The sequence below is a fragment of the Paracoccus cavernae genome (genome assembly GCF_042430175.1).
Lineage (GTDB): Bacteria > Pseudomonadota > Alphaproteobacteria > Rhodobacterales > Rhodobacteraceae > Paracoccus > Paracoccus cavernae.
Window position 1 is genome coordinate 52,926 of sequence record NZ_JBHMDZ010000045.1, and the last position, 21,385, is coordinate 74,310.

Consider the following 21,385-nt stretch of genomic DNA (forward strand, 5'->3'; position numbering starts at 1 on the left):
TCGATGGCCTATCCAAGCAATTTACTGCAGGCTGACTGGAAGCGCGTTCTGGGCGCGGGCATGATGTGCTCGGTACTCGCTCTGGGAACGGCATTCGCTCAGGAAGCCGCACCGGCAGCAGCCGATGCCGCCGCACAGACCGAAGGCCAGCGCGAAGCGGCCGATGCGGCGAAATATCTGGCCGAAGGCGGCGAGGACGAGCCGCATGTCCGCGAAGCTCCGGCACCGGACGCCCACCGCGTTTATGTCGGCGATCCGGCGCATTTCGCGGCAATCACGCAGCAATTCATCATCAACGGCTCCGACGGTACGGTTGAAGGCATGCTCGACGGCGGCTTCCTTCCGAACCCGGTCGTGACCGACGACGGCTCGATGATCGCCCAGGCAAGCACGGTCTTCTCGCGCATTTCGCGCGGAGAACGCACGGATTACGTCGAGGTCTACGACCCCAAGACGCTGCTGCCGACCGCCGATATCGAGCTGCCGAATGCCCCCCGTTTCCTCGTGGGGACCTATCCGTGGATGACGACGTTCATGCCGGACAACAAATCGCTGCTCTTCTACCAGTTCTCGCCGGCTCCGGCCGTGGGTCTGGTCGATATCGAGGGCAAGAAGTTCGACCGCATGATCGATGTGCCGGACTGCTTCCACATGTTCCCCTCGAGCGAGAGCACCTTCTTCATGCACTGCCGCGACGGCAGCCTCGCGAAGGTCGAGATGGGCGCCGAAGACAAGGTCACGCAGACCGCCGTCTTCCACGGCGAAGACGAATATCTCATCAACCATCCCGCCTATTCGATGAAGTCGAAAAAGATCGTCTGGCCGACCTATACCGGCAAGATCTATCAGGTCGACCTGAGCTCGGGCGATGCCAATTTCATGGACCCGATCGAGACGCTGACCGCCGAAGAACAGGCCGCCGACTGGCGTCCGGGCGGCTGGCAGCAGGTCGCCTATCACCGCACCAAGGACCGCTCCTATCTGCTGGTCGACCAGCGTGACCAGTGGCGCCACAAGACCGCGAGCCGTTTCCTCGTCGTCACCGACCTCAAGACCGGCGAGCGCGTGAACAAGTTCGAGCTGGGCCACGAGATCGACTCGGTTGCCGTGAGCCAGGACAACGACGCGCTGCTTTACGGCCTCTCGACCGGCGACCGCACGCTTTACGTCTACGACGCCGAAACCGGCAAGGAACTGCGCAAGGTCGACCAGCTCGGCCGCGGTCCGCAGGTCCTCAACGTGCACGATCTGGAGCCGTAAGATGATGGAGGCAATTCTTCACGAACCTCTGATCACGTTGGCCGTGCGGGTTTTCCTCGCGCTGCTCTTCGTGACGGCGGCTCTGTCGAAGCTGAGCCGCATCGAAGAGTTCTATGGCGTGGTGCGCAACTTCCGGCTTCTGCCCGACGGGCCGAGCCGTGTCGTCGCCTTCGTGCTGCCGGTTGTCGAACTGGCAGTCGCCGTGGGGCTGGTCATCCGGCCGTTGGCGGTTCCGGCCGCCGCGGCCGCCGCCGTCCTGCTTATGGTTTTCGCCGCAGCTTTGGCGATCAACGTGATGCGGGGCCGGACCTATATCGATTGCGGATGCTTCCGTCAGGGCCTGAAACAGCCGGTTAGCTGGCTGCTCGTCGGCCGCAACATCGTGCTGACCGTGCTCGCTTTGGGCGTGGTCTGGCTGCTGCCTTCGGTTCCGGCCGCAGGGCCTGCCGACGCCTTCGTCGGCCTGGCCGCAGGCGGTATGGCGATGCTGCTCTACTTCAGCGCCACCCTGCTCGGCGGGATCACCGCCGCGCAATCCTCTAACCTTTCCTCGAAAGGACGCTGATCATGACCTTCCTTGTTGCTTCCAACATCCTTCTCTGGCTGGCGTTCCTCGGGGTGACGGTCGTGCTTTTGGGCCTGATGCGCCAGGTCGGCCTGCTGCACGAGCGCTCCTCGCCCATGGGTGCAATGATCACCGATCACGGGCCCGACATCGGCGACAAAGCCCCCGAATTCGAGCTGCCCGACTATTTCGGCCGCCCGATGAACATCGGTGGTGCCGCGGCTGACGGGCGCTCGACGCTGATCATGTTCACCGCGCCGACCTGCCCGGTCTGCGACAAGCTGTTCCCGATCATCAAATCGATCGCGAAAGCCGAAAAGCTTTCCGTCGTCATGATCTCGGACGGTGCGCAGGACGAGCACAAGCGCTTCCTCGACAACCACGAGCTGGGCCAGATCCGTTACGTCGTCTCGGCAGAAGCCGGCATGGCCTTCCAGGTCGGCAAGATCCCTTACGGCGTGCTGATCGACCCGCAGGGCGTCATCCGCTCGAAGGGCCTGACCAATACGCGCGAACATCTGGAAAGCCTGCTCGAAGCCGACAAGACCGGTTTCGCCTCGCTCCAGCAGTACATGTCGAGCCGCAAGAACAAGGCGGCCTAAAGGGCGCCTTTTCGTCACAACCCCGAGCAGAGGGAGGAAATATCGATGCTGGGGAATTTCAAATTCGACGAGATGGTCGAAAAGATGTCGCGCCGCGTGGCCGGTCGGACCAGCCGCCGCAGCATGATCGGCAAGATCGGAACCGTTGTCGCAGGCGTGGCGCTTGTGCCGCTGCTGCCGGTCGACCGCCGCGGCCGCGTCAGCCGCGCCAATGCCGCCGGAGCGGCAGCGGGCAGCGATCCGCGCGCCAAATTCGTGCCGCAGGACCATGACGTCCAGTCCTGCGACTACTGGCGCCACTGTTCGATCGACGGCAACGTCTGCGACTGCTCGGGCGGCTCGCTGACCAACTGCCCCCCGGGCACCAAGCTGGCTTCGGCCTCCTGGGTCGCCAGCTGCTACAACCCGACCGACGGCCAAAGCTACCTCATCGCCTACCGCGATTGCTGTGGCTACAACGTTTCGGGTCGTTGCCCCTGCCTCAACACCGAGGGCGAGCTGCCGGTCTACCGTCCGGAATTCGCGAACGACATCATCTGGTGCTTCGGCGCGGAAGATGACGCGATGACCTATCACTGCACGATTTCGCCGATCGTCGGCAAAGCAAGCTGATTCACTGCCGGACGCGTGCAAGGAGGCGCGCGTCCGGCAGAGTTTACTCCAGGGAGAGAGAAATGAATTCTGCGATGAAAACCCGGTCGTTGCTGGCCGCTCTCGCGATTGCGGCTTTCGGTGCGACGGGCGCATTTGCCGCGGACAAGGTTACCGTGCCGTCCGAAGCCGCGATTGCCGCAGCGGATGTGCCGGCGGATTCGGTGATCGTGAACATCAACAAGATGAAATACGAAACCCCCGAAGTCACGATCAAAGCCGGCCAGACCGTCACTTGGATCAACCTCGAGGCCATGCCGCACAACGTCGATTTCGTCAAAGGCGTCGTCGGCGAGAACGAGCTGAAAGGCGTGATGCTCAAGAAGGGCCAGGCTTTCTCGGTCACCTTCAACGAGGCCGGCACCTACGATTACCACTGCACCCCGCATCCCTTCATGCGCGGCAAAGTCATCGTCGAGTAACGGCGCAAGGCTGCGCGACAGCGCCGCCCCGACCGTTTGAAAGGAGCCGGCCATGTGGATTCCCTACGACATTCGCGCCTCGCTGAAGGCGGAAAGCGACCCTTCCGTGATCCGTCTTTCGCGGGCGGACGAAAGCGTCAGGGATTTTCTGGTCGGCTTCTTTCTCAGAAATCCGGTGACCCAGGCATGGGAGCTGGATCTGGTCGCGAGCCCCTCGGGGCAGGATCTCGACGATGGCGCGGCACCTGCGGGCATGCGCATCACCTTCCACGGCAATGATGCCAGCAAGCTGAGCGAGGTCATCTACCGTCTGCCCGCGACCTCGGCACAGGATGCCTTGGCCAAGGCCCATGCCGATTTCCAGCCGCGAATGATGCGCTATCTGGCCGAAATCGGGCGCGGCATGGCGATCGCGGGCTGGCGCATCGCCGATACCGGCCACGGAGCGCGCTGGCGCTGCACGCCGTTCCGGCCAAGCGCCATGCATCTCGAATTCGACACGCTCGCTCCGGTCGAGGGCGATCTGGTCCCTGTCATCGAACTCTTCCAGCGCGCCCGCAACGCGCCCGATGCCGCAAGCCGCCTGATGGCCGGATTCGCGGTGCTCCATGCCGCTTATGCCGGCCATGCGGCTTTGACGGGCAGCGGGGCCGAAGGTTTCCGCGTCACGCAGGAAATGCTGGTCCATGCCGGCGCCATGGAGTTCTCGTCGCAATTTCTCGGGCTGGCCCTTGGCGATCTGATCGCCGCCATCCGGCCCGAACATGCTCGTCTGACCACGCCCGAGGGGCTTTTGGCGGCTGTATCGGATGATCTGGCGGCGCAGCAGCGTCTGGCACAGATCGCGAACCTCACGGACCTCGTGTCGCATCGTCTGATCCTCGCGGAGCTGAAGATGCGTGCCAAGGCCCGCAGCGCCGTCCTGCCCAATGCCCGTGCCGATGGCGAGCCGCTTTACGCTCTTGGAGAACAGATATGCTGACGCGTCTGCGGTTGGCGGCTTTGACCGCCGTGGCCTTGACGGCGGTGACCGGAGTTTCGGTCATCGCGGGATTTGCTTCGGAGGAACGGGCACTGCCTTCCGCAACGGGCTCGCTGGAGATTCTGGGCGGGCAATTGTTTTCGGACCCCGCCTTGTCGCTCAACGGCAACCAGTCCTGCGCCACCTGCCACGACCCCGAGCGCGCCTTTACCGATCCGCGCGAAGGGCTTGCCGGTCAGGCGGTCTCGGTCGGCGATGACGGCCAGTCGCATGGCGACCGCAACACCCCCACGCTTTCCTATGTCGCCATGAGCCCCGAATTCCACTTCTGGGAGGAAAAGGGCGAGTATAAAGGCGGCCAGTTCTGGGACGGCCGCGCAAGGGATCTCGCGGATCAGGCAGGCCAGCCCATGCTCAACCCCGTCGAAATGGCGATGCCCGACAAGGCCGCCGTGGTCGGGCGTCTGCGTGCCAATCCCGATTATGTCGCCGCATTCGACGCGCTTTTCGGAGCGGATGCGCTTGGCGATGTCGATCAGGCGTTCTCCCATGCCTCGACGGCTTTGGCGGCCTATCAGGGCACGCCCGAATTCATGCCCTTCGATTCCAAATTCGACCGCTTCCTGCGCGGCGAGGCCGAGCTGAGCAAAGAGGAAGAATTCGGCTATGCCGTCTATCTGACGTGGAACTGCCGCCTCTGCCACCAGCTGCGGGCGCAGGGTGTGACCGAACGCGAGAGCTTTTCGAATTTCGAATACCGCAACATCGGCATCCCCGTGAACCCCGAGGCCCGCGCGGCCAGCGGTCTGGGCATGGATTTCACTGATCTCGGTCTGGCGGGCCATCCGGGCATCGACGATCCGTCGCAGGCGGGGAAATTCAAGGTTCCGACCCTGCGCAATGTGGCGGTAACCGGCCCTTACATGCATAATGGGGCGTTCAAGGAACTGCGCACGGCCGTGGTCTTTTACAATAAATACACCACCACCGCGCAGAAATGGCAGATCAATCCGGAAACCGGCGAGCCTTGGGGGGATCCCGAGGTCGGCGAGAATCTGGCGATGAAAGAGCTGAAATCGGGGTTGACGGTCAGTGATGCGCGCGTCGATGCGCTGGTGGCCTTCCTCGAAACCCTGACCGATGCGCGATACGAGCCCTTGCTCGAAGAACAGCGGGCGGCCCGCGCGGCCGCGAAAGCCGGGGAGGGCGAATAAGCCGCGCCAGCGGACCGCCCTTTGGAGTACGGAGATGGCACCAAGCAAACGCAAGGTCACCCGCCGTCAGGCAATCACCGAAACCGCCAAGGCCGCAGGCGTGGCCTGTCTTGGCGGCTTTTCCCTTGCGGCGCTGATCCATTCGGCGAGCAAGGCAGATGCCCGCGCAATCCGCCCGCCGGGGGCATTGCCCGAGGCCGATTTCCTCGCCGCCTGCGTCCATTGCGGGCTCTGCGTCCAAGCCTGCCCCTATGGCACGCTCTCGCTTGCCGAATGGGGGCAGGAGGCCCCTTTGGGTACGCCATTTTTCACCCCGCGAGAGACGCCTTGCTACATGTGCAAGGACATCCCTTGCGCCAAAGCCTGCCCGACTGGGGCTTTGGACAGCGCGCTGCCGTCGATCAAAGATGCCGATATGGGGGTCGCGGTGCTGGTCGGCCATGAAACCTGTCTCAATTTCAAGGGGCTGAGTTGCGGCATCTGCGTGCGCGTCTGCCCGATCCGCGGCGAGGCAATTTCGCTCGAGCCGATGGAGGTCAACGGCCGCAAGGTCGAGATTCCCGTCGTGCATTCCGACAAATGCACCGGCTGCGGCACCTGCGAAAAGCAATGCGTGCTGGGCCATGCCGCGATCCGCGTACTGCCGCGCGATCTGGGGTTGGGCGGGCCCGGGCGCAACCGCGCGGGGCGCGAGGTGTGATGCTGGGCTGGTGGATCTCGGACAGTCGCAAGCTGGGAGTCGCAGCGCATGGGGTGCTGAGGGCCCATAAGTGGTGGTTCCTGCGCCGGATGACACAAATTCTGGCCTTGGCGATCTTTATGGCCGGACCGGTCTTCGGCTATTGGATCGCGCGCGGGAACCTCGCCTCCAGCGATATTTTCGGCGCGGTGCGGCTGACCGATCCCTATATTTTCGTGCAATCGCTTGCAGGGGGCTGGTGGCCGGCGGTGCCTGCGGTGATCGGGGCGGCGCTGGTTGCGGGTTTTTACCTGCTGGTCGGCGGTCGGGCCTATTGCGGCTGGGTCTGTCCGGTCAATGTCGTCACCGACGCCGCCTTCTGGCTTCGTGAAAAGCTGGGCCTGACGCGCGACCGCAAGCTCGACAAGCGCACGCGGATCTACATCTTGATCGGGACGCTGATCGCCTCGGTTCTGACCGGCACGATCGCTTGGGAATTCGTCAATCCCGTCAGCATGTTGCAACGCGCCTTCATCACCGGCATCGGGGTCGGCTGGGTGGTGATCCTGCTGGTCTTCTTTCTCGACCTTTTTGTCTCGCGTCGCGCTTGGTGCAGCCATCTCTGCCCCGTCGGCGCGTTTTACGGCGTGATCGGGCGGGCGTCGCTGGTCCGCGTTTCCGCGCGGCACCGCGAGGCCTGTACCGATTGCGGCGCCTGTTTCAACATCTGCCCCGAGCCGCATGTCATCGTGCCCGCACTCAAGGGCAAGGACAGTCCGCTGATCCTGCACGGCGATTGCCAGAATTGCGGCGGCTGCATCGATTCCTGCCCCGTCGATGTCTTTGCCATGACCACGCGGCTGCGGCCGTAAGGCTGTTTCGGGCGGGCGCTTGACTAACGCCCGCCGGAGATCCCTTCTGTTGTCATGGAGAGCCGCAGACCGGCCGGTTCGCGCGGCGCGAGGGGGCAAGGCATTGGAATCAACCGTCGATCTCGTGAATATCCTTGGCGCGGCCGCCCTGCTTTTATGGGGGCTCGGCCAGATCAAGACCGGTATCATGCGTGCCTTCGGCACCAAGCTGCGGCAGTGGATCGCCAAGGGCACCAAAAACCGCGTCTCGGCTGCTTTCTGGGGCTTTTTCGCGACGCTCGCGCTGCAATCGAGCACGGCGGTGGCGGTGATCACGGCATCCTTTGCAGCGCGCGAATTCGTCACTCTCGGCATGGCTCAGGCGGTGATGCTGGGGGCCAATCTCGGGACGGCGATCGTGGCATTGGTGCTGTCGGCCGATGTCAGCGCCTTCTCGAGCCTGCTGATCCTGATCGGCGTCGCGATGACCCTGCGGGCGCAATCGCTCACGACGAAAGGCGTTGCGCGGGCGGTTCTGGGGCTGGGCCTGATGCTGCTGGCGCTGCGGTTGATGGATGATGCGACGCTGCCCCTGCGCGATTCCCGCATTGTCGCGACCGTGCTGGCCGCGCTTGGCGATGCGCCGCTTCTGGCGGTGCTGCTGGCCTCGGGGATGGCGGTTATCGCTTCGTCGAGCCTTGCGGTGATCGTGCTCGCGATGGTGCTGGCGGGGGGCGGGATCATCTCGCCGCCGATGGCGATCTATCTGGTCGCCGGGGCGAATTTCGGCGGCGCGATCCCCGCGATGCTGGCCACGGCCGCCGACGGGGTCGAGGCGCGGCGTCTGACGCTGGCCAATCTCGTCGTGCGCGGCATCGGCGCTTTTGTGATCACGATTTTCGCCCACCCTCTGGCCGAGGGGCTGATTGCCCTGACCGATGATCCGCGCCGTCTGCCCGCGATTGCCCATATCGCCTTCAACATCGCGCTTTTGCTGGTGTTTCTGCCGCTGATCGCGCCTGTCGGCCGGCTGGTTGCGCATTTGGTGCCGGACCGTCCGCAAAGCCAGCTCGACCGGCCTTCCTATCTTGACGACAGCCTGCTCGATACGCCCGAACTGGCTCTCGCCGTCGCCAAGCGCGAGACCCTGCGGCTGGGAGATCTGGTGGCCGAGATGCTTTCCGACGCGATGCATTCGGTCGCCACCGCCGATGACGGTCTTGCCGAGCGGATCGAAACCCGCGAGGCGCAAGTCGACAAGCTGCACGAGGCCATCAAGCTTTACGTCGCGCGGCTCTCGCAGGCCGAGCTCGACCCTGCCGACAGCAAACAGGCCAACGAGATCATTTCCTATGCGATCAACCTCGAGCAGGTCGGCGACATCATCCAGAGCGGGCTGACCGAGCTTTTGGCGAAGAAGGCCCGCAAACAGCTGGCGCTCTCTCCCGAAGGTCTGGCCGAAATCACGGCATTCTTCCGCGAAACCAGCGACAATCTGCGGATGGCGCAGGCGATTTTCCTGTCGCGGGATCTGACCTTGGCCTCAAAGCTGATCGAGGCGAAAGTCCAGATCCGGCGGCTCGAGGAGGCCTCGGCGGAGAAGCATCTCGAACGGGTGCGCCAAGGCCGCGTCGAGACGATCGAGACCAGCTCGATCCACATGGATCTTCTGCGCGACCTCAAGCGCGTGAATGCCCATCTCGCCTCGGTCGCCTATCCGATCCTGAACGAACAGGGCCTGCTGCGCGACAGCCGCATAAAGACCGGCGGCAGTTGATTTTTGTTGCATTTGCCTGTGCTTAAGGCGCGGGCAGAAGGCTCTGCGGCGTGCAATTTTCCGCTCCCGACATTGTGACGACGCCTTGACAGCACGGGCCAGTTTGGACACCTCATTGTATAAACAATTGGCCTGAACATTCGGGCCGACCGAGGGAAGAAAGCTTGCATCATGACATCCAGGATTACCGCTGATCTCGTGCTTTCGCGCGGCAAGATCTGGCTTGGCTACGGCACGCCGACGGTCGAGGCATTGGCGGTCAAGGGCAACCGCGTTCTGGCCTCGGGCAGCAATCAGGATATCGCTCCGCTGATCGGCGAGGGCACGCGGGTCATCGATCTGGGCGGGCGTTTCGCGATGCCGGGTCTCAATGATGCGCATCTCCATCTGATCTCTACGGGCCTGCTGCAACAGCAGGTCGATGCGACCGCCGATGCCGCGCCGACCCGTGCCGCGCTGATCGCGGCGCTTCAGGCCCGCGCGGCGCAAACGCCCAAAGGCGAATGGATCCGCGCGCGCGGTTTCGACCAGACGCGCTATGACGACGGGCTGATGCCGACGGCGCAGGAACTTGACGCGGCACTGCCCGACCATCCGGTCTCGGTGACGCGGGCTTGCGGCCATGTCACGGTCGCGAACTCGGCCGGTCTGGCGCTGGCGGGCATTACCTTCGAGACGCCCGATCCCGACGGCGGTGTCATCGGCCGCGCGAATGGCGTGCTGACTGGCATGCTGGCCGAAAATGCCCAAAACCTCGTCTATAACGTCCAGCCGACCCCCTCGCTCGAGGAAATCATCGACGCGATCGAAATCGGCGGCCGCCATCTGATCGAATACGGCATTACCTCGTGCATGGATGCGGCGACCGGCCAGATCGACGGCATGACCGAGATCCAGGCCTATCACCTTGCCGACCGCGACGGTCGTCTGCCGGTCCGTGTCTGGGCCACGCTTCTGGGCGATCCCGGTTCCTCGATCGTCGAGCGCTGCCATGCGGTCGGTCTGGTCACGGGCGTCGGCAACGACATGTTCCGCATCGGCGGCGTGAAGATTTTTACCGACGGCTCGGCGGGCGGGCGCACCGCATGGATGCGCCAGCCCTATCACGGCGAGCCCGAGAATTTCGGCGTCCAGATGCTGCCCGACGAGCAGCTTTTCGAACTGGTCGACCGTTATACCGGCCTTGGCTATACGATGGTGTGCCACGGCATCGGCGACGGTGCGATTGACCAGCTGGTGCGCGCTTATGAGCGTGTGCGTGCCGCCAATCCCGACCACACCCACCGCCACCGGATCGAGCATTGCGGCTATGCCGACGACGAGCTGAACCAGCGCATGTTGGCGGCAGGGATCCTGCCCGCGCCGCAACAGGCCTTCATCCACGATTTCGGCGATGCCTATATCGCGGTTCTTGGGCCCGAGCGCGGCCTGCGTTCCTATCCGATCAAGACCTGGGACGCTTTGGGCATGAAGCCCTCGACCGGCAGCGACAGCCCCGTCTGCTCGCCCAATCCTTATCCCGATCTGCATGCGATGCTGACGCGCCAGACCCACAAGGGCACGGTGATGGATGCTTCCGAGATCCTGACCCCCGAAGAGGCCCTGCGCGCCTATACCGAACACGGTGCCTATTCGCAGGGGGCCGAGGGCGTCAAAGGCCGCCTCGATGCCGGAATGCTTGCGGATATCGCGGTGTTCTCGCGCGATCTGCTGACGGCGGAGCCGGGCGATATTCTGAACGATACGCGCTGCGAGATGACCATTCTGGACGGCCGCATCGTCCACGACCTGTTTTCGGCGAACTGAGGCGGCCGGAAGGCGACAAGATTGCGGCGTGGTGCCCTCGGGCGCCCGCCCACCGCGACGACAAGAGAAAACGGGGGAACAAGCCCCCAAAACAGGGAGAGAGACCGCAAGATGCTGACCAAACTTGGCCTGATGGCCGCGCTCGCTTTGGGCACGGCAACCGCCGCGCTGGCACAGGATGCAACGCCGCGCGACGGCGGCAAATTCGTCTTTACCGCGCCTTACGGCTCGTCGATCGGCTCGCTCGACATCACCGCGACGCCGCATACGCAAGACGAGATCGTCGCCAAGGCGATGAACCGTTCGCTCTACAAATGGAACCCCGAGAGCGGCAAGCCCGAGCTGGATCTGGCGGAATCGGTCGAGAAATCGGCCGACGGCAAGACCTATACGTTCAAGCTGCGCGAAGCGGTCTTCCACAACGGCGACACGCTGGACGCCGATGACGTGATCTTCAGCTACAACCGCCTTGCCGACCCCAAGAAAGCCCTGACCGGCGCCGAGCAGATCCTGACCATTGCCGGCGCGCAAGAGGTGCAAAGCGGTGCTGCCGAGACCATCTCCGGCCTCAAGAAGATCGACGACCGCACCGTCGAGATCACCATGACCAACCTTGCCGATCCGGGTTGGGTGCTGATGTCGAACTATGCGCCGATCTATTCCAAGGATTATCCCGAGGATCAGCTGGCCTCCAAGCCGAACGGCCTCGGCCCGTTCAAACTGGCGAATTACGTTCCGGGCTCGAAGGTCGAGCTGGTCAAATTCGACGACTACTTTGAAGAAGGCAAACCCCACCTCGACAAGCTTGAAATCATGCTGATGGGAGAAGCCGCCGCGCGCGACGTGGCCTTCCGCAACGGCGAGATCGACGCGAACGTCCTTGGTCCGGTGCAATACGAGGCCTATGGCCAGGATGCGGCGCTGAAAGACCACATCCTCGAAGTGGCCGAGGTCTATACCCGCAACATCGGCTTCAACCCCAAGATCGAGGCCTTCAAGGACAAGCGCGTCCGTCAGGCGATCAACCACGCGATCAACAGCGAAGTCATCATCAAGAAGCTTCTGAAGGACAAAGCCTATCCGGCGGTCTCGTGGCTTCCGGTCTCCTCGCCCGCGTTCAACGCCGATGCGCAGCCCTATGCCTATGATCCCGACAAGGCCAAGGAGCTGCTGAAGGAAGCGGGCTACGAGAGCGGGCTGACCTTCTCGGTCACCGCGACGCCCAATGAAAGCTGGGGTCTGCCGATTGTCGAGGCGATCATTCCGATGCTCGCGAAAGTCGGCGTGACGGTAACGACCGATCCGGTCGAAGGTCCGGTTCTGTCCGACAAGATCGTCTCGGACAATTTCGAGAGCTTCATCTGGTCGAACTCGTCGGGGCCCGATCCGCTGAAATACCTGACCTGCTTCCATTCGGAGACCTCGCAGGCGGCCTGTAACTACGTCAAATTCGCCAATCCCGATTTCGACAAGCTGATCGATGCGGCCGGAAACGAGACCGATCTGGCGAAACAGACCGAGATCCTGAAGCGGGCCAACGATCTTTTGCAGGAAGAAGCGCCGGTCTGGTTCTTCAACTACAACAAGGCGGTCATGGCTTATCAGCCTTGGGTCCACGGCCTCAAGCAGAACTCGGTCGAACTGGCGGTCCAGGATTACGAAGATATCTGGATCGACGAGACGGCACCCGATTCGCGCAAATAAGCGCAGTCACACGGTAGGGCGGGGCCGGTCTTCCGGGCCCGTCCAGCCTTCCGCTTAATTCCAACGAAAGGCAGAACCCGCAGATGATGCGATTCATCCTTCGCCGGATCCTGCAGATGATTCCGACGGTCCTTGCGGTCGTCATGATCATCTTCGTGATCTTCAGCGTGATCCCCGGCAGCTTCATTTCAAGTCTCATGGCCGAGGGACGCAATGTCACCAATGCCGAGGCTTTGTCGCATCTGAACGCGCAATTCGGGCTGGACCAGCCCTTGCTGACGCGGCTGTGGAACTACCTTTGGGGCTTGGCCCATTTCGATCTGGGCATCTCTTACCGCACGCGGGAGCCGGTCTGGGACGTGATCCAGCCGCGGCTCTGGCCTTCGATCCAGCTCGCGCTTTCGGCGATGGGGCTGGCCGCACTTATCGGCATTCCGCTGGGTTTCCTCGCGGCGCTGAAGCCGGGCAGCATTTTCGACAGCGGCACGATGGTGGTCGCCGTCTCGGGCCTGTCCTTGCCGGAGTTCTGGTTCGGCCTGCTCTTGATGTATGTCTTCGCGCTGCAACTGGGCTGGCTGCCGAGCTTCGGATATCAGCCCGGAAGCATCCAACATGTCATCCTGCCCGCGATCGCGCTGGGGGTCTCGCCCATGGCGCTGCTGGCGCGGACGACGCGGGCTGGCGTGCTTGACGTCATGAACGCCGATTTCGTCCGCACCGCCCGCGCCAAGGGCCTGACCGAGCCGCGCCTCGTGAAAAGCCACGTCGCGCGCAACGTGCTGGTGCTGATCCTGACCACCATGGGCCTCCAGATCGGCTCGCTCATGGGGCAGGCGATTGTCGTCGAAAAGCTGTTCTCATGGCCCGGTATCGGCTCTTTGCTGGTCGATAGCGTCGCTGCACGCGACATTCCGGTCGTCCAAGGCGCGGTTCTGGTGATCGTGCTGTGGTTTTTGGTCATCAACATGCTGGTCGATATCGCTTACGCGCTGATCGATCCGCGCATCAAGGTGAGCTGAGCCATGCGCCTTCGTTTCAACTTTCTTCTCGGCCTGACGCTGGTGACCATCGCCATTCTCGGCGCGGTTTTCGCGGGGCTGATCGCGCCATATGATCCGATCATGGACGCCGATCTGATGAATTCGGAAATGCCCCCCAGCTGGGACCACTGGATGGGCACCGACGGGCAGGGCCGCGACGTGTTTTCGCGGGTGCTTTACGGGGCGCAGGTCTCTCTGACGGTGGGGCTGATCTCGCAGATCATCAACTCCTTCATCGGGACGGCGCTCGGAATTTCGGCGGGCTATTTCGGCGGCTGGTGGGACGATCTCGTGAACGGCCTGACCAATGTCATGCTGGCGATCCCGTCGCTGGTCTTCGCACTGGCGATCATGGCGGTCCTTGGGCCGGGGCTGCCGAGCCTGCTGATCGCGCTTGGCCTGACCAACTGGTCGTGGACCTGCCGCATCGCGCGTTCCTCGACCTTGTCGCTGAAAAACCAAGGCTTCGTGCAGGCCGCGAAAACCGCAGGTTTCAGCGATCTCAACATCATGCGCACCCAGATCCTGCCCAATATCCTCGGCCCCGTGCTGGTGATCGCAACGCTCGGCATCGGCGGTGCGGTTCTGGCCGAGGCGGCTTTGTCCTTCCTCGGCGTCGGCATCCGCCCGCCGCAGCCCAGCTGGGGCAATATGCTGTCCGATGCGCGCGAGCTCATTCAGGCCGCGCCTTGGGCCGCGATTTTCCCCGGCCTTGCGATCTTCGTGACCGTGCTGGGCTTCAACCTCTTGGGTGACGGGCTGCGCGACATGCTCGACCCGCATATGAGGACCCGCAAAGCATGAGCGATCTTCTTCCCGATCCCATCCTGTCGGTGCGAAACCTGCGCATCGGCGTCGGCAAGCGCCACCAGATCCTGCACGGCGTCTCTTTCGACATCCTGCCCGGCGAGACCTATGGGCTGGTGGGCGAAAGCGGCTCCGGCAAAAGCATCACCGGATTGTCGGTCATGGGGCTGCTGAAAGCACCGCTGACCGTGACCGGCGGCACCGTGCATTTTCAGGGGCAGGACCTGCTGGGCATGCGCCCGCGCGCGCGCCGCAAGCTGCGCGGCGACCGCATCGCGATGGTCTTTCAAGAGCCGATGACCGCGCTCAATCCGCTGGCCACCATCGGCCGCCAGATCGCCGAGATGTATGTCATCCATCGCGGCATGTCCTGGCCGGATGCCCGCAAAAAGGCCGTCGAGGCACTGGAAAGCGTCCGCGTCCCCGCCCCCGAGGAACGTGCCCGCGCCTATCCGCACCAGCTTTCCGGCGGCATGCGCCAGCGCGTGATGATCGCGATCGCGCTGGCCTGCCGGCCCGATCTGCTGATCGCGGACGAGCCCACCACCGCGCTGGACGTGACGGTTCAGGCGGGCGTGCTGGAGCTGATGGCGGACCTTTGCCGCGCCGAAGGGACGGCGGTTTTGCTGGTCAGCCACGACCTGGGCGTGATCGCCAATATGTGCCAGCGCGTCGGTGTCATGGATCGCGGCCGTCTGGTCGAGGAACAGGACACCCGCAACATCTTTGCCAATCCGCTGCATCCCTACACCAAGGGCCTGCTGGCGGCCCGCCCGCGTCTGGGCTCGCGCAGCCTTGGCGAAAGGGGCCGCCTGACCGAGCTGGAAGAAGTCGTGTCCGACAAGGACCGCGGCCGCGAGGCTCCGACCCTGATCACGCCGCGCGGCCCGCGCGAAATCGCAAAGGCCATGTCATGAGCGAAGCAAAACGGGGGACACCCCTGCTTGAAATCCGCGACCTCAAGGTCCATTTCCCGCTGCCGCGCCAAAGCCCGCTTGGCCCGCGCCGTACCCTGCGCGCGGTGGACGGCGTCAGCCTGACCCTGAACGAGGGTGAGTGCCTCTCGATCGTGGGTGAATCCGGTTGCGGCAAATCGACGACCGCGCTGACCGTGATGGGCCTGCAGGAACCGACCTCGGGCGAGGTGCTGTATCAGGGCAAACCGCTGGCGGGTGCCGGCGCGCCTGACCGCAAGGCACGGGCGCGGATCGCGCAGATGGTCTTTCAGGACCCCTATGCCTCGCTGAACCCGCGCCAGACCATCGGCTCCACGCTGCTGTCGCAGCTGAAACTGCACGGGCTCGCAAGCGGCGCCGAGGCCGAGCAGCGCGTGGCGGATATGCTGGTGCGTGTGGGCCTTGCCGCCGATCACGCCAAGCGCTTCCCGCACGAGTTTTCCGGCGGCCAGCGCCAGCGCATCGGGATTGCCCGCGCGTTGATGCTGGACCCGAAAATCCTTGTGCTGGACGAGCCGGTCTCGGCTTTGGATGTCTCCATTCAGGCCCAGATCATCAATCTGCTGATGGAGCTGCAGGAAACCCTGCGCCTTAGCTACATCATGATTTCGCACGATCTTTCCGTGGTCGAACATGTCAGCGACCGCGTGGCGGTGATGTATTTCGGCCGTGTCGTCGAAGAGGGCGACTGGCATTCGGTCTTTACCCGCCCGACCCATCCCTATACCCGCCGCCTGATCGGTTCGGTCCCCGATGCCGAGGCGATCCTGAGCGGCGCGCGCGGTGTTCCCGATGGTGCCGCGATCCCCGCGGGGCGGCGTTTCTCGCCCGAAATCGACACCCGTCCCGATCCCGCGACCCTGCCGGAGCCGAGCGCGCTTCAGGCAATCGGTCCCGATCACCGCGTCCGTCTGGCCGATTAAGCCCCATCCCGAGAGCCTCATGACCTTCACCGTTCTGACTGCCGAATTCCAGCACGAGAGCAACACCTTCTCGCGCTACCGCACCGATCTGGCCCAATTCGAGGCGGATTCGCTGTTCTACGGCGATGACGCGATCGCGGCGCGGGGCGATGCCAATACCGAGCTCGCGGGCTTTCTCGACGTCGCACGTCCGGCAGGGTGGGAGGTGATCCATGCGATTACCGCCCATGCCGTGCCGGGCGGGCAGGTCACCCGCGCTGCCTACGACCATATTGCGGGCGTGATCCTGCAGGCCGCGCGCGACAACAAGGACCGCCTCGACGGCGTGCTTTTGTCGCTTCACGGCTCGATGGTGCCGGATTTCTGCGAGGATGGCGAAGGGCTGCTGCTGCGCCTACTGCGTGAAGAACTGGGCGATGCGATCCCGATCGCGGTGACGCTGGATCTTCATGCGATGGTGTCCGAGGAAATGGTCGAGCGGGCGCAGATTTTCGTGTCCTACAAGACCTATCCCCATGTCGATATGCGTGAAACCGGCGCCCATGCCGCGCGCATTCTCGACCGGACCATGAAGGGCGAGATGGCACCCAAGACCGTGCGCGCCCATGTGCCGATGCTCGACGAGGCCAATTCCGGCCGCACCGACATCCCCGAGACACTCGCGCTTTACGAGACCGCGATTGCCGCCGAGGCCGAGGGGCTGCTGGCGGTTTCGGTCAATGCGGCTTTCACCGGCGCGGATGTGTTCTGCGTCGGCCCGACCGTTCTGGCGACCTATGACAGCCGCGAGGAGGGTGCCGCGGTGATGGCGCGTGCGCTGGTCGAAGGGCTGGCTGCGCGGATCTGGGACGGGCGAACCAAAAAGCGAAACGTTTTCATCGAGGTCGAAGAGGCCGTGGCCGAGGCCTTGGCTTGGGACGGCGAAAAGCCCTTGGTGATCTCGGATTATGCCGACAATCCCGGCGCGGGGTCTTACGGCGATTCCACCGCGCTTTTGAAGGGGCTGATCGAGGGCGGCGTCAAAGGTGCGGTTTTCACCCCGATGATCGACCCCGCAGCGGCGGCGGAACTGCATTTGCACAAAGTCGGCGAGCGCGTCACTATCACCATCGGCGGCAAGGGCGATCCGGCATTCGGCGGCGGACCCTTGAGCGTGACCGGCGTCATCCGCACGCTGTCCGACGGGGCCTATATCGGCGACGGGCCGATTCAGGGCGGGTTGTCGCATAGTTTCGGGCCGACGGCGGTGCTCGATCTCGACGGGATCGAGGTTCTGGTCGTGACCGAGGCGCAGCAGATGGTCGATCTGCAACAGCTTCGCGCCTTCGGGATCGAGCCGACCGCGCGGCGCGTTCTCGCGCTGAAATCCATGCAGCATTTCCGCGCCGCCTTCGAGCCGATCGCCGGCCGCGTCATCGTCTGCGATGCGGGTGCATTGGCCACGCCCAAGGCCGAGCGTCGCCCCTATATCCGCGCGCCGCGCCCGCTGTGGCCGCTGGACCGCGACTTTGAACGCAAAGCGGGTTGAGCCGCGCCTTTCCAAAGAAAAGCGCCCCGTTCAAGGGGCGCTTTTTTATGTGGTCAGAGGAGGGTGGCCTATTCGGCGACCATCGCTTCGAGCGTGCGGCGCATCGAGATGACGCCGACCGGCCGGCCCTGATCGCAGACCAGCGTCAACCGGTCTGTGCCCAAGGCAGTGAACCGGCGCGCGGCCACGTCGAGGGTTTCTGTCTGCAAGAGCGTCGCGCTCGGCCAGTCCGAAGGATCGCCCAAAGCCTCGGCCAAGGCACGGGCTTCGATGACCTTGCCGCGGTTGACCTCTTTGACGAAGCTTTCGACGTAATCATCGGCGGGTTTGAGAACGATGTCCTGACTGGTGCCCTGCTGGATCATCTCGCCGTCGCGCAGGATCGCGATCTGGTCGCCCAGACGCAAAGCCTCGTCGAGGTCGTGGGTGATGAAGACGATGGTCTTGCGGATCTCCTTTTGCAGATCCAGCAGCACAGTCTGCATGTCGACGCGGATCAGCGGATCAAGTGCCGAATAGGCCTCGTCCATCAGCAGGATCGGGGCGTCGTTCGATAGTGCCCGCGCCAGACCGACGCGCTGCTGCATCCCCCCCGAAAGCTGGCTGGGGTAGTGGTTCTCGTAGCCCTTGAGGCCCACGCGCTCGATCCAGCGCATGGCGATCTCCTCGCGCTCGCGTTTTGGCGTGCCCTGCACCTCGAGGCCGTAGACGGTATTGGCCAGCACCGTGCGGTGGGGCAAAAGCGCGAATTTCTGGAACACCATCGCGGTTTGATGGCGGCGGAATTCGCGCAGCTCGTCCTTGTTCATCTTCACGACATCGGTGCCGTCGACCAACACCTCGCCCGCCGTCGGGTCGATCAGCCGGTTGATGTGGCGGATCAGCGTCGACTTGCCCGAGCCCGACAGCCCCATCACGACCTGAATCGAGCCTGCGGGGATCGAAAGGTTGATGTCGTTGAGCCCGAGCACATGGCCGAATTCGCGGTTGAGCTCCTGTTTGCTCAGCCCGTCGCGGACACGCTGGACCATGGCGGCGGGGTTGCTGCCGAAGATCTTGTAAAGATGGCGGATCTCGATTGCCGCGCCGGTTTTTTCCTCAGCCATTGGCAAGCTCCACATGTTTTTGCAGGCGGCGGCCGAAGGCCTGGCTTGCACGGTCGAAGATGATCGCGATGCCGACAATGGCAAAGCCGTTGAACAGGCCGAGCGTGAAATACTGGTTGTTGATCGCGCGCAGAACCGGCTGGCCGAGCCCCTGCACCCCGATCATCGAGGCGATCACCACCATCGCGAGCGCCATCATGATGGTCTGGTTGACCCCCGCCATGATCGTGGGCATCGCCAGCGGAATCTGGACGTTGCGCAGCTTTTGCCAGCTCGACGAGCCGAAAGCATCGGCCGCTTCCAGCACATCGCGGTCCACCAGCCTTATCCCGAGGTTGGTCAGCCGGATCATCGGCGGCAAAGCATAGATTACGACGGCGATCAGCCCGGGCACGCGGCCGATGCCCAAAAGCATGACCACGGGAATGAGGTAGACGAAGCTCGGCATGGTCTGCATCACGTCGAGGATCGGGTTGATCACGCCCTGCACGCGGTTCGAGCGCGCCATGAGGATGCCGATCGGCAGTCCGACGGCGATGGCGATGAAGGTACAGACAAGGATCATCGACACGGTTTTCATCGTATCGTCCCACATGCCGAAAGCGCCGATCAGCGCCAGCGTGACGGCGGTGCCGATCGCGATACGCATGCTGCGGCTCGCGGCCCAGACGATCGCGATGATGGCAATGAAAACGATGATCCAGGGCGTCTTGGTCATCAGCCGCTCGGACCAGATCAAGAGCGACTGGAGGGGCGAGAAAAAGCCCTCGATCGCATTGCCATAAGCGCGGGTGAAGTCGCGAAACCCGTCGTCGATCGCCTTTTTGAGCGCGCGCAGGGTGTTGTCGTTGATTGCGGGGAAGCTACTCAGCCAATCCATCAATGTGCCTATCGGGTTCAAAGGGTCGGGAGGGGTCAGGCAGCCCGCAATCGTGGCCGCCTGACGGTGGCGCTGGCCCGGCCTAGAGCGCGGCCTTGATCTTTTCTGCCGCCTCGGTCGAGACCCAAGGCGTCCAGAGATCGGGATTCTGGGTCAGGAACTGGCGTGCGCCTTCCTCGCCGGTGGCCTGGTTGTCGGTCATCCATGCCATGAGCCCGTTGACCGTGGCATTCGACCAGCTGCGTTTGGCGAGGTATTCCTTGACCCCCGCCGGTGCGCGTTCGGAGAAGGGCGTGGTAATGACCGTCATGACCTTGTCGGTGGGCCAGGCGTTCTTCTTGGGGTCGGGGCAGTCGGCGACCGAGGTGCAGCGCGTCCATTCCGCCGCATCGTATTCGGTCCCGAACCCGAGCATGACCATCTCGTACTTGCCCAAAAGCGCGGTCGGTGCCCAGTAATAGCCCATCCAGCCCTCCTGCCGCTCGTAGGCGCGCGCGACAGAGCCGTCGAGCCCCGCCGAAGAGCCGGTATCGACCAGATTGAAGCCCTTTTCCGCGCCGCCGAAGGCCGCAAAGAGCTGCGTGGTGATGACGGTGCCGCCCCAGCCCTGCGGACCGTTGAAGACCGCCCCTTTCGAGGGATCCTCGGGATCGGGGAACAGATCGGGGCGGGCGAGCGCGTCATCGATCGTCTTGATCTCGGGATTGGCGTCGACGAGATATTTCGGCACCCACCAGCCCTGCTGGCCGCCGTCGCTCAACGCATCGCCCAAAAGCACGATCTTGCCGTCCTTGACGCCGCTGTCGATCACCTCGGGAACAAGGCCGGTCCAGCCCTCGGGCGCGAGGTCCGGCTGGCCCTTTTCGACCATCGAGGTGAGCGAGGGCACGGTATCGCCGACGATGATCTCGGCGTTGCAGCCGTAGCCGTTGTTGAGGATGAACTGGTCGAGATTGGCCAGCACCTCGGCGCTTTGCCAGTTCATGCTGACGATGCTGACATCGCCGCATTCCTCTGCGGCGAAAGCGGCCGGCGCAAAGGCAAGCGCGGCAAAAGCGCAGCTGGTTGCGAATAGTTTCTTCATCTTGTCTCCCCGATTGTTTTTTGGCGCTCGCATCCTGCCCGAAGGGCGGCGGAGGCGCGGCTTTCAAGGTTGCGGCCAAGGGCCGGCGCAATGGGCAGGTCCGGCGACGGGCCGGCCCGAAGGGTTGCGGGCAGGCGGGGCCGCAGCGCGGTTGCTCCAAGCATGACAGCCTCAGGCCATGCGTCCAGACAAAACTTGGCTCCTTGGTCGCTTTGCCCGCGCAAAGGGCGGCTTTGCGCAGAAAGGGGGATGCATTGCCTGCGGGATGGCGCGGCGGTTTTCGCGCGGGACCGAGGGCCGCGGCGCGGCAGACGGGCGCCGCTTTCGGCGTAGGAGGCAAGACCCGTGCGCGCGATCCGGCAGGGAGGAGGGGCGCTGGTCGGTCCGGCCGGAAAAGGCGCGCTCATGAATGCATACGGGTCGTGGCCTCTGGCGATTGTCGCAGGGTCGTTCCCGTTATTTCAGCATCCTTGCACCCGCCCGCATCGCGCGAATCCGACAGGTCGCGGTTTAGATGCGTCATGGGCACGAAAGGCCGCGCCGCAGGG

20 protein-coding genes are annotated in these 21,385 nt (G+C 63.8%); 17 read left to right on the forward strand and 3 right to left on the reverse strand.

The genetic code is table 11. The features are described from left to right. Positions 1–3 precede the first annotated feature (3 nt). The 17 genes from mauB to ACFFUC_RS14915 all read left to right on the forward strand — a co-directional run bounded on the left by mauB (position 4) and on the right by ACFFUC_RS14915 (position 17,767). Positions 4–1,260 carry a methylamine dehydrogenase (amicyanin) large subunit gene (gene mauB, locus ACFFUC_RS14835; protein WP_377687538.1) on the forward strand — a complete coding sequence of 419 codons (1,257 nt, stop codon included), beginning with the start codon at positions 4–6 and terminating at the stop codon, positions 1,258–1,260. 1 nt (position 1,261) lies between these two features. Continuing rightward, a complete protein-coding gene (locus ACFFUC_RS14840; protein ID WP_377687539.1) occupies positions 1,262–1,825 on the forward strand; it encodes a MauE/DoxX family redox-associated membrane protein in 564 nt (187 codons plus the stop codon). A 2-nt stretch (positions 1,826–1,827) separates the two neighbouring features. Then, positions 1,828–2,427 carry a methylamine dehydrogenase accessory protein MauD gene (gene mauD / locus ACFFUC_RS14845; protein ID WP_377687541.1) on the forward strand — a complete coding sequence of 200 codons (600 nt, stop codon included), beginning with the start codon at positions 1,828–1,830 and terminating at the stop codon, positions 2,425–2,427. 45 nt (positions 2,428–2,472) lie between these two features. After that, positions 2,473–3,039 (forward strand): methylamine dehydrogenase (amicyanin) small subunit, encoded by a 567-nt coding sequence (mauA, locus tag ACFFUC_RS14850; protein ID WP_377687543.1) that lies wholly within the window; start codon positions 2,473–2,475, stop codon positions 3,037–3,039. 74 nt (positions 3,040–3,113) lie between these two features. Then, entirely contained in the window at positions 3,114–3,500 is a 387-nt protein-coding gene (locus ACFFUC_RS14855; RefSeq protein WP_377687545.1) for an amicyanin, read from the forward strand. Positions 3,501–3,552: 52 nt separating this feature from the next. Then, on the forward strand, positions 3,553–4,482 hold the full coding sequence (gene mauJ, locus ACFFUC_RS14860; protein ID WP_377687546.1) for a methylamine utilization protein MauJ: 930 nt from the start codon (positions 3,553–3,555) through the stop codon (positions 4,480–4,482). Continuing rightward, positions 4,476–5,696 (forward strand): cytochrome-c peroxidase, encoded by a 1,221-nt coding sequence (locus tag ACFFUC_RS14865; RefSeq protein WP_377687548.1) that lies wholly within the window; start codon positions 4,476–4,478, stop codon positions 5,694–5,696. Before mauJ ends, ACFFUC_RS14865 begins: the two co-directional genes overlap by 7 nt. 34 nt (positions 5,697–5,730) lie before the next feature. After that, entirely contained in the window at positions 5,731–6,396 is a 666-nt protein-coding gene (napG, locus tag ACFFUC_RS14870) for a ferredoxin-type protein NapG (protein ID WP_377687550.1), read from the forward strand. Further along, entirely contained in the window at positions 6,396–7,247 is an 852-nt protein-coding gene (gene napH, locus ACFFUC_RS14875) for a quinol dehydrogenase ferredoxin subunit NapH (protein ID WP_377687552.1), read from the forward strand. The genes napG and napH overlap by 1 nt, the downstream gene beginning before the upstream one ends. Before the next feature lie 103 nt (positions 7,248–7,350). Continuing rightward, on the forward strand, positions 7,351–9,003 hold the full coding sequence (locus tag ACFFUC_RS14880; RefSeq protein WP_377687553.1) for a Na/Pi cotransporter family protein: 1,653 nt from the start codon (positions 7,351–7,353) through the stop codon (positions 9,001–9,003). 171 nt (positions 9,004–9,174) lie between these two features. Then, positions 9,175–10,809, forward strand: coding sequence for an amidohydrolase (locus ACFFUC_RS14885; RefSeq protein WP_377687555.1), 1,635 nt, complete (start codon positions 9,175–9,177; stop codon positions 10,807–10,809). A gap of 111 nt (positions 10,810–10,920) precedes the next feature. Continuing rightward, positions 10,921–12,513 carry an ABC transporter substrate-binding protein gene (locus ACFFUC_RS14890; protein WP_377687557.1) on the forward strand — a complete coding sequence of 531 codons (1,593 nt, stop codon included), beginning with the start codon at positions 10,921–10,923 and terminating at the stop codon, positions 12,511–12,513. Between the two features lie 83 nt (positions 12,514–12,596). Then, positions 12,597–13,532 (forward strand): ABC transporter permease, encoded by a 936-nt coding sequence (locus ACFFUC_RS14895; protein WP_377687559.1) that lies wholly within the window; start codon positions 12,597–12,599, stop codon positions 13,530–13,532. Positions 13,533–13,535: 3 nt separating this feature from the next. Beyond that, positions 13,536–14,357 (forward strand): ABC transporter permease, encoded by an 822-nt coding sequence (locus ACFFUC_RS14900; RefSeq protein ID WP_377687561.1) that lies wholly within the window; start codon positions 13,536–13,538, stop codon positions 14,355–14,357. Further along, the gene (locus tag ACFFUC_RS14905; protein ID WP_377687563.1) at positions 14,354–15,277 is read left to right on the forward strand and encodes an ABC transporter ATP-binding protein; all 924 of its coding nucleotides are present in this window, start codon (positions 14,354–14,356) and stop codon (positions 15,275–15,277) included. The genes ACFFUC_RS14900 and ACFFUC_RS14905 overlap by 4 nt, the downstream gene beginning before the upstream one ends. Continuing rightward, positions 15,274–16,239, forward strand: coding sequence for an ABC transporter ATP-binding protein (locus ACFFUC_RS14910; RefSeq protein ID WP_377687564.1), 966 nt, complete (start codon positions 15,274–15,276; stop codon positions 16,237–16,239). Before ACFFUC_RS14905 ends, ACFFUC_RS14910 begins: the two co-directional genes overlap by 4 nt. Positions 16,240–16,258: 19 nt before the next feature. After that, a complete protein-coding gene (locus ACFFUC_RS14915) occupies positions 16,259–17,767 on the forward strand; it encodes a M81 family metallopeptidase (protein ID WP_377687565.1) in 1,509 nt (502 codons plus the stop codon). Between the two features lie 68 nt (positions 17,768–17,835). Here the strand turns inward: ACFFUC_RS14915 and ACFFUC_RS14920 are convergent, their stop codons facing one another. The 3 genes from ACFFUC_RS14920 to ACFFUC_RS14930 form a co-directional block, all read right to left on the reverse strand. Then, positions 17,836–18,873, reverse strand: a complete 1,038-nt coding sequence (locus tag ACFFUC_RS14920; protein WP_377687567.1) for a quaternary amine ABC transporter ATP-binding protein — start codon at positions 18,871–18,873, stop codon at positions 17,836–17,838. Beyond that, positions 18,866–19,753 (reverse strand): ABC transporter permease, encoded by an 888-nt coding sequence (locus ACFFUC_RS14925; RefSeq protein WP_377687569.1) that lies wholly within the window; start codon positions 19,751–19,753, stop codon positions 18,866–18,868. The genes ACFFUC_RS14920 and ACFFUC_RS14925 overlap by 8 nt, the downstream gene beginning before the upstream one ends. An 82-nt stretch (positions 19,754–19,835) precedes the next feature. After that, positions 19,836–20,837 (reverse strand): ABC transporter substrate-binding protein, encoded by a 1,002-nt coding sequence (locus ACFFUC_RS14930; RefSeq protein ID WP_377687570.1) that lies wholly within the window; start codon positions 20,835–20,837, stop codon positions 19,836–19,838. Between the last annotated feature and the right edge of the window lie 548 nt (positions 20,838–21,385).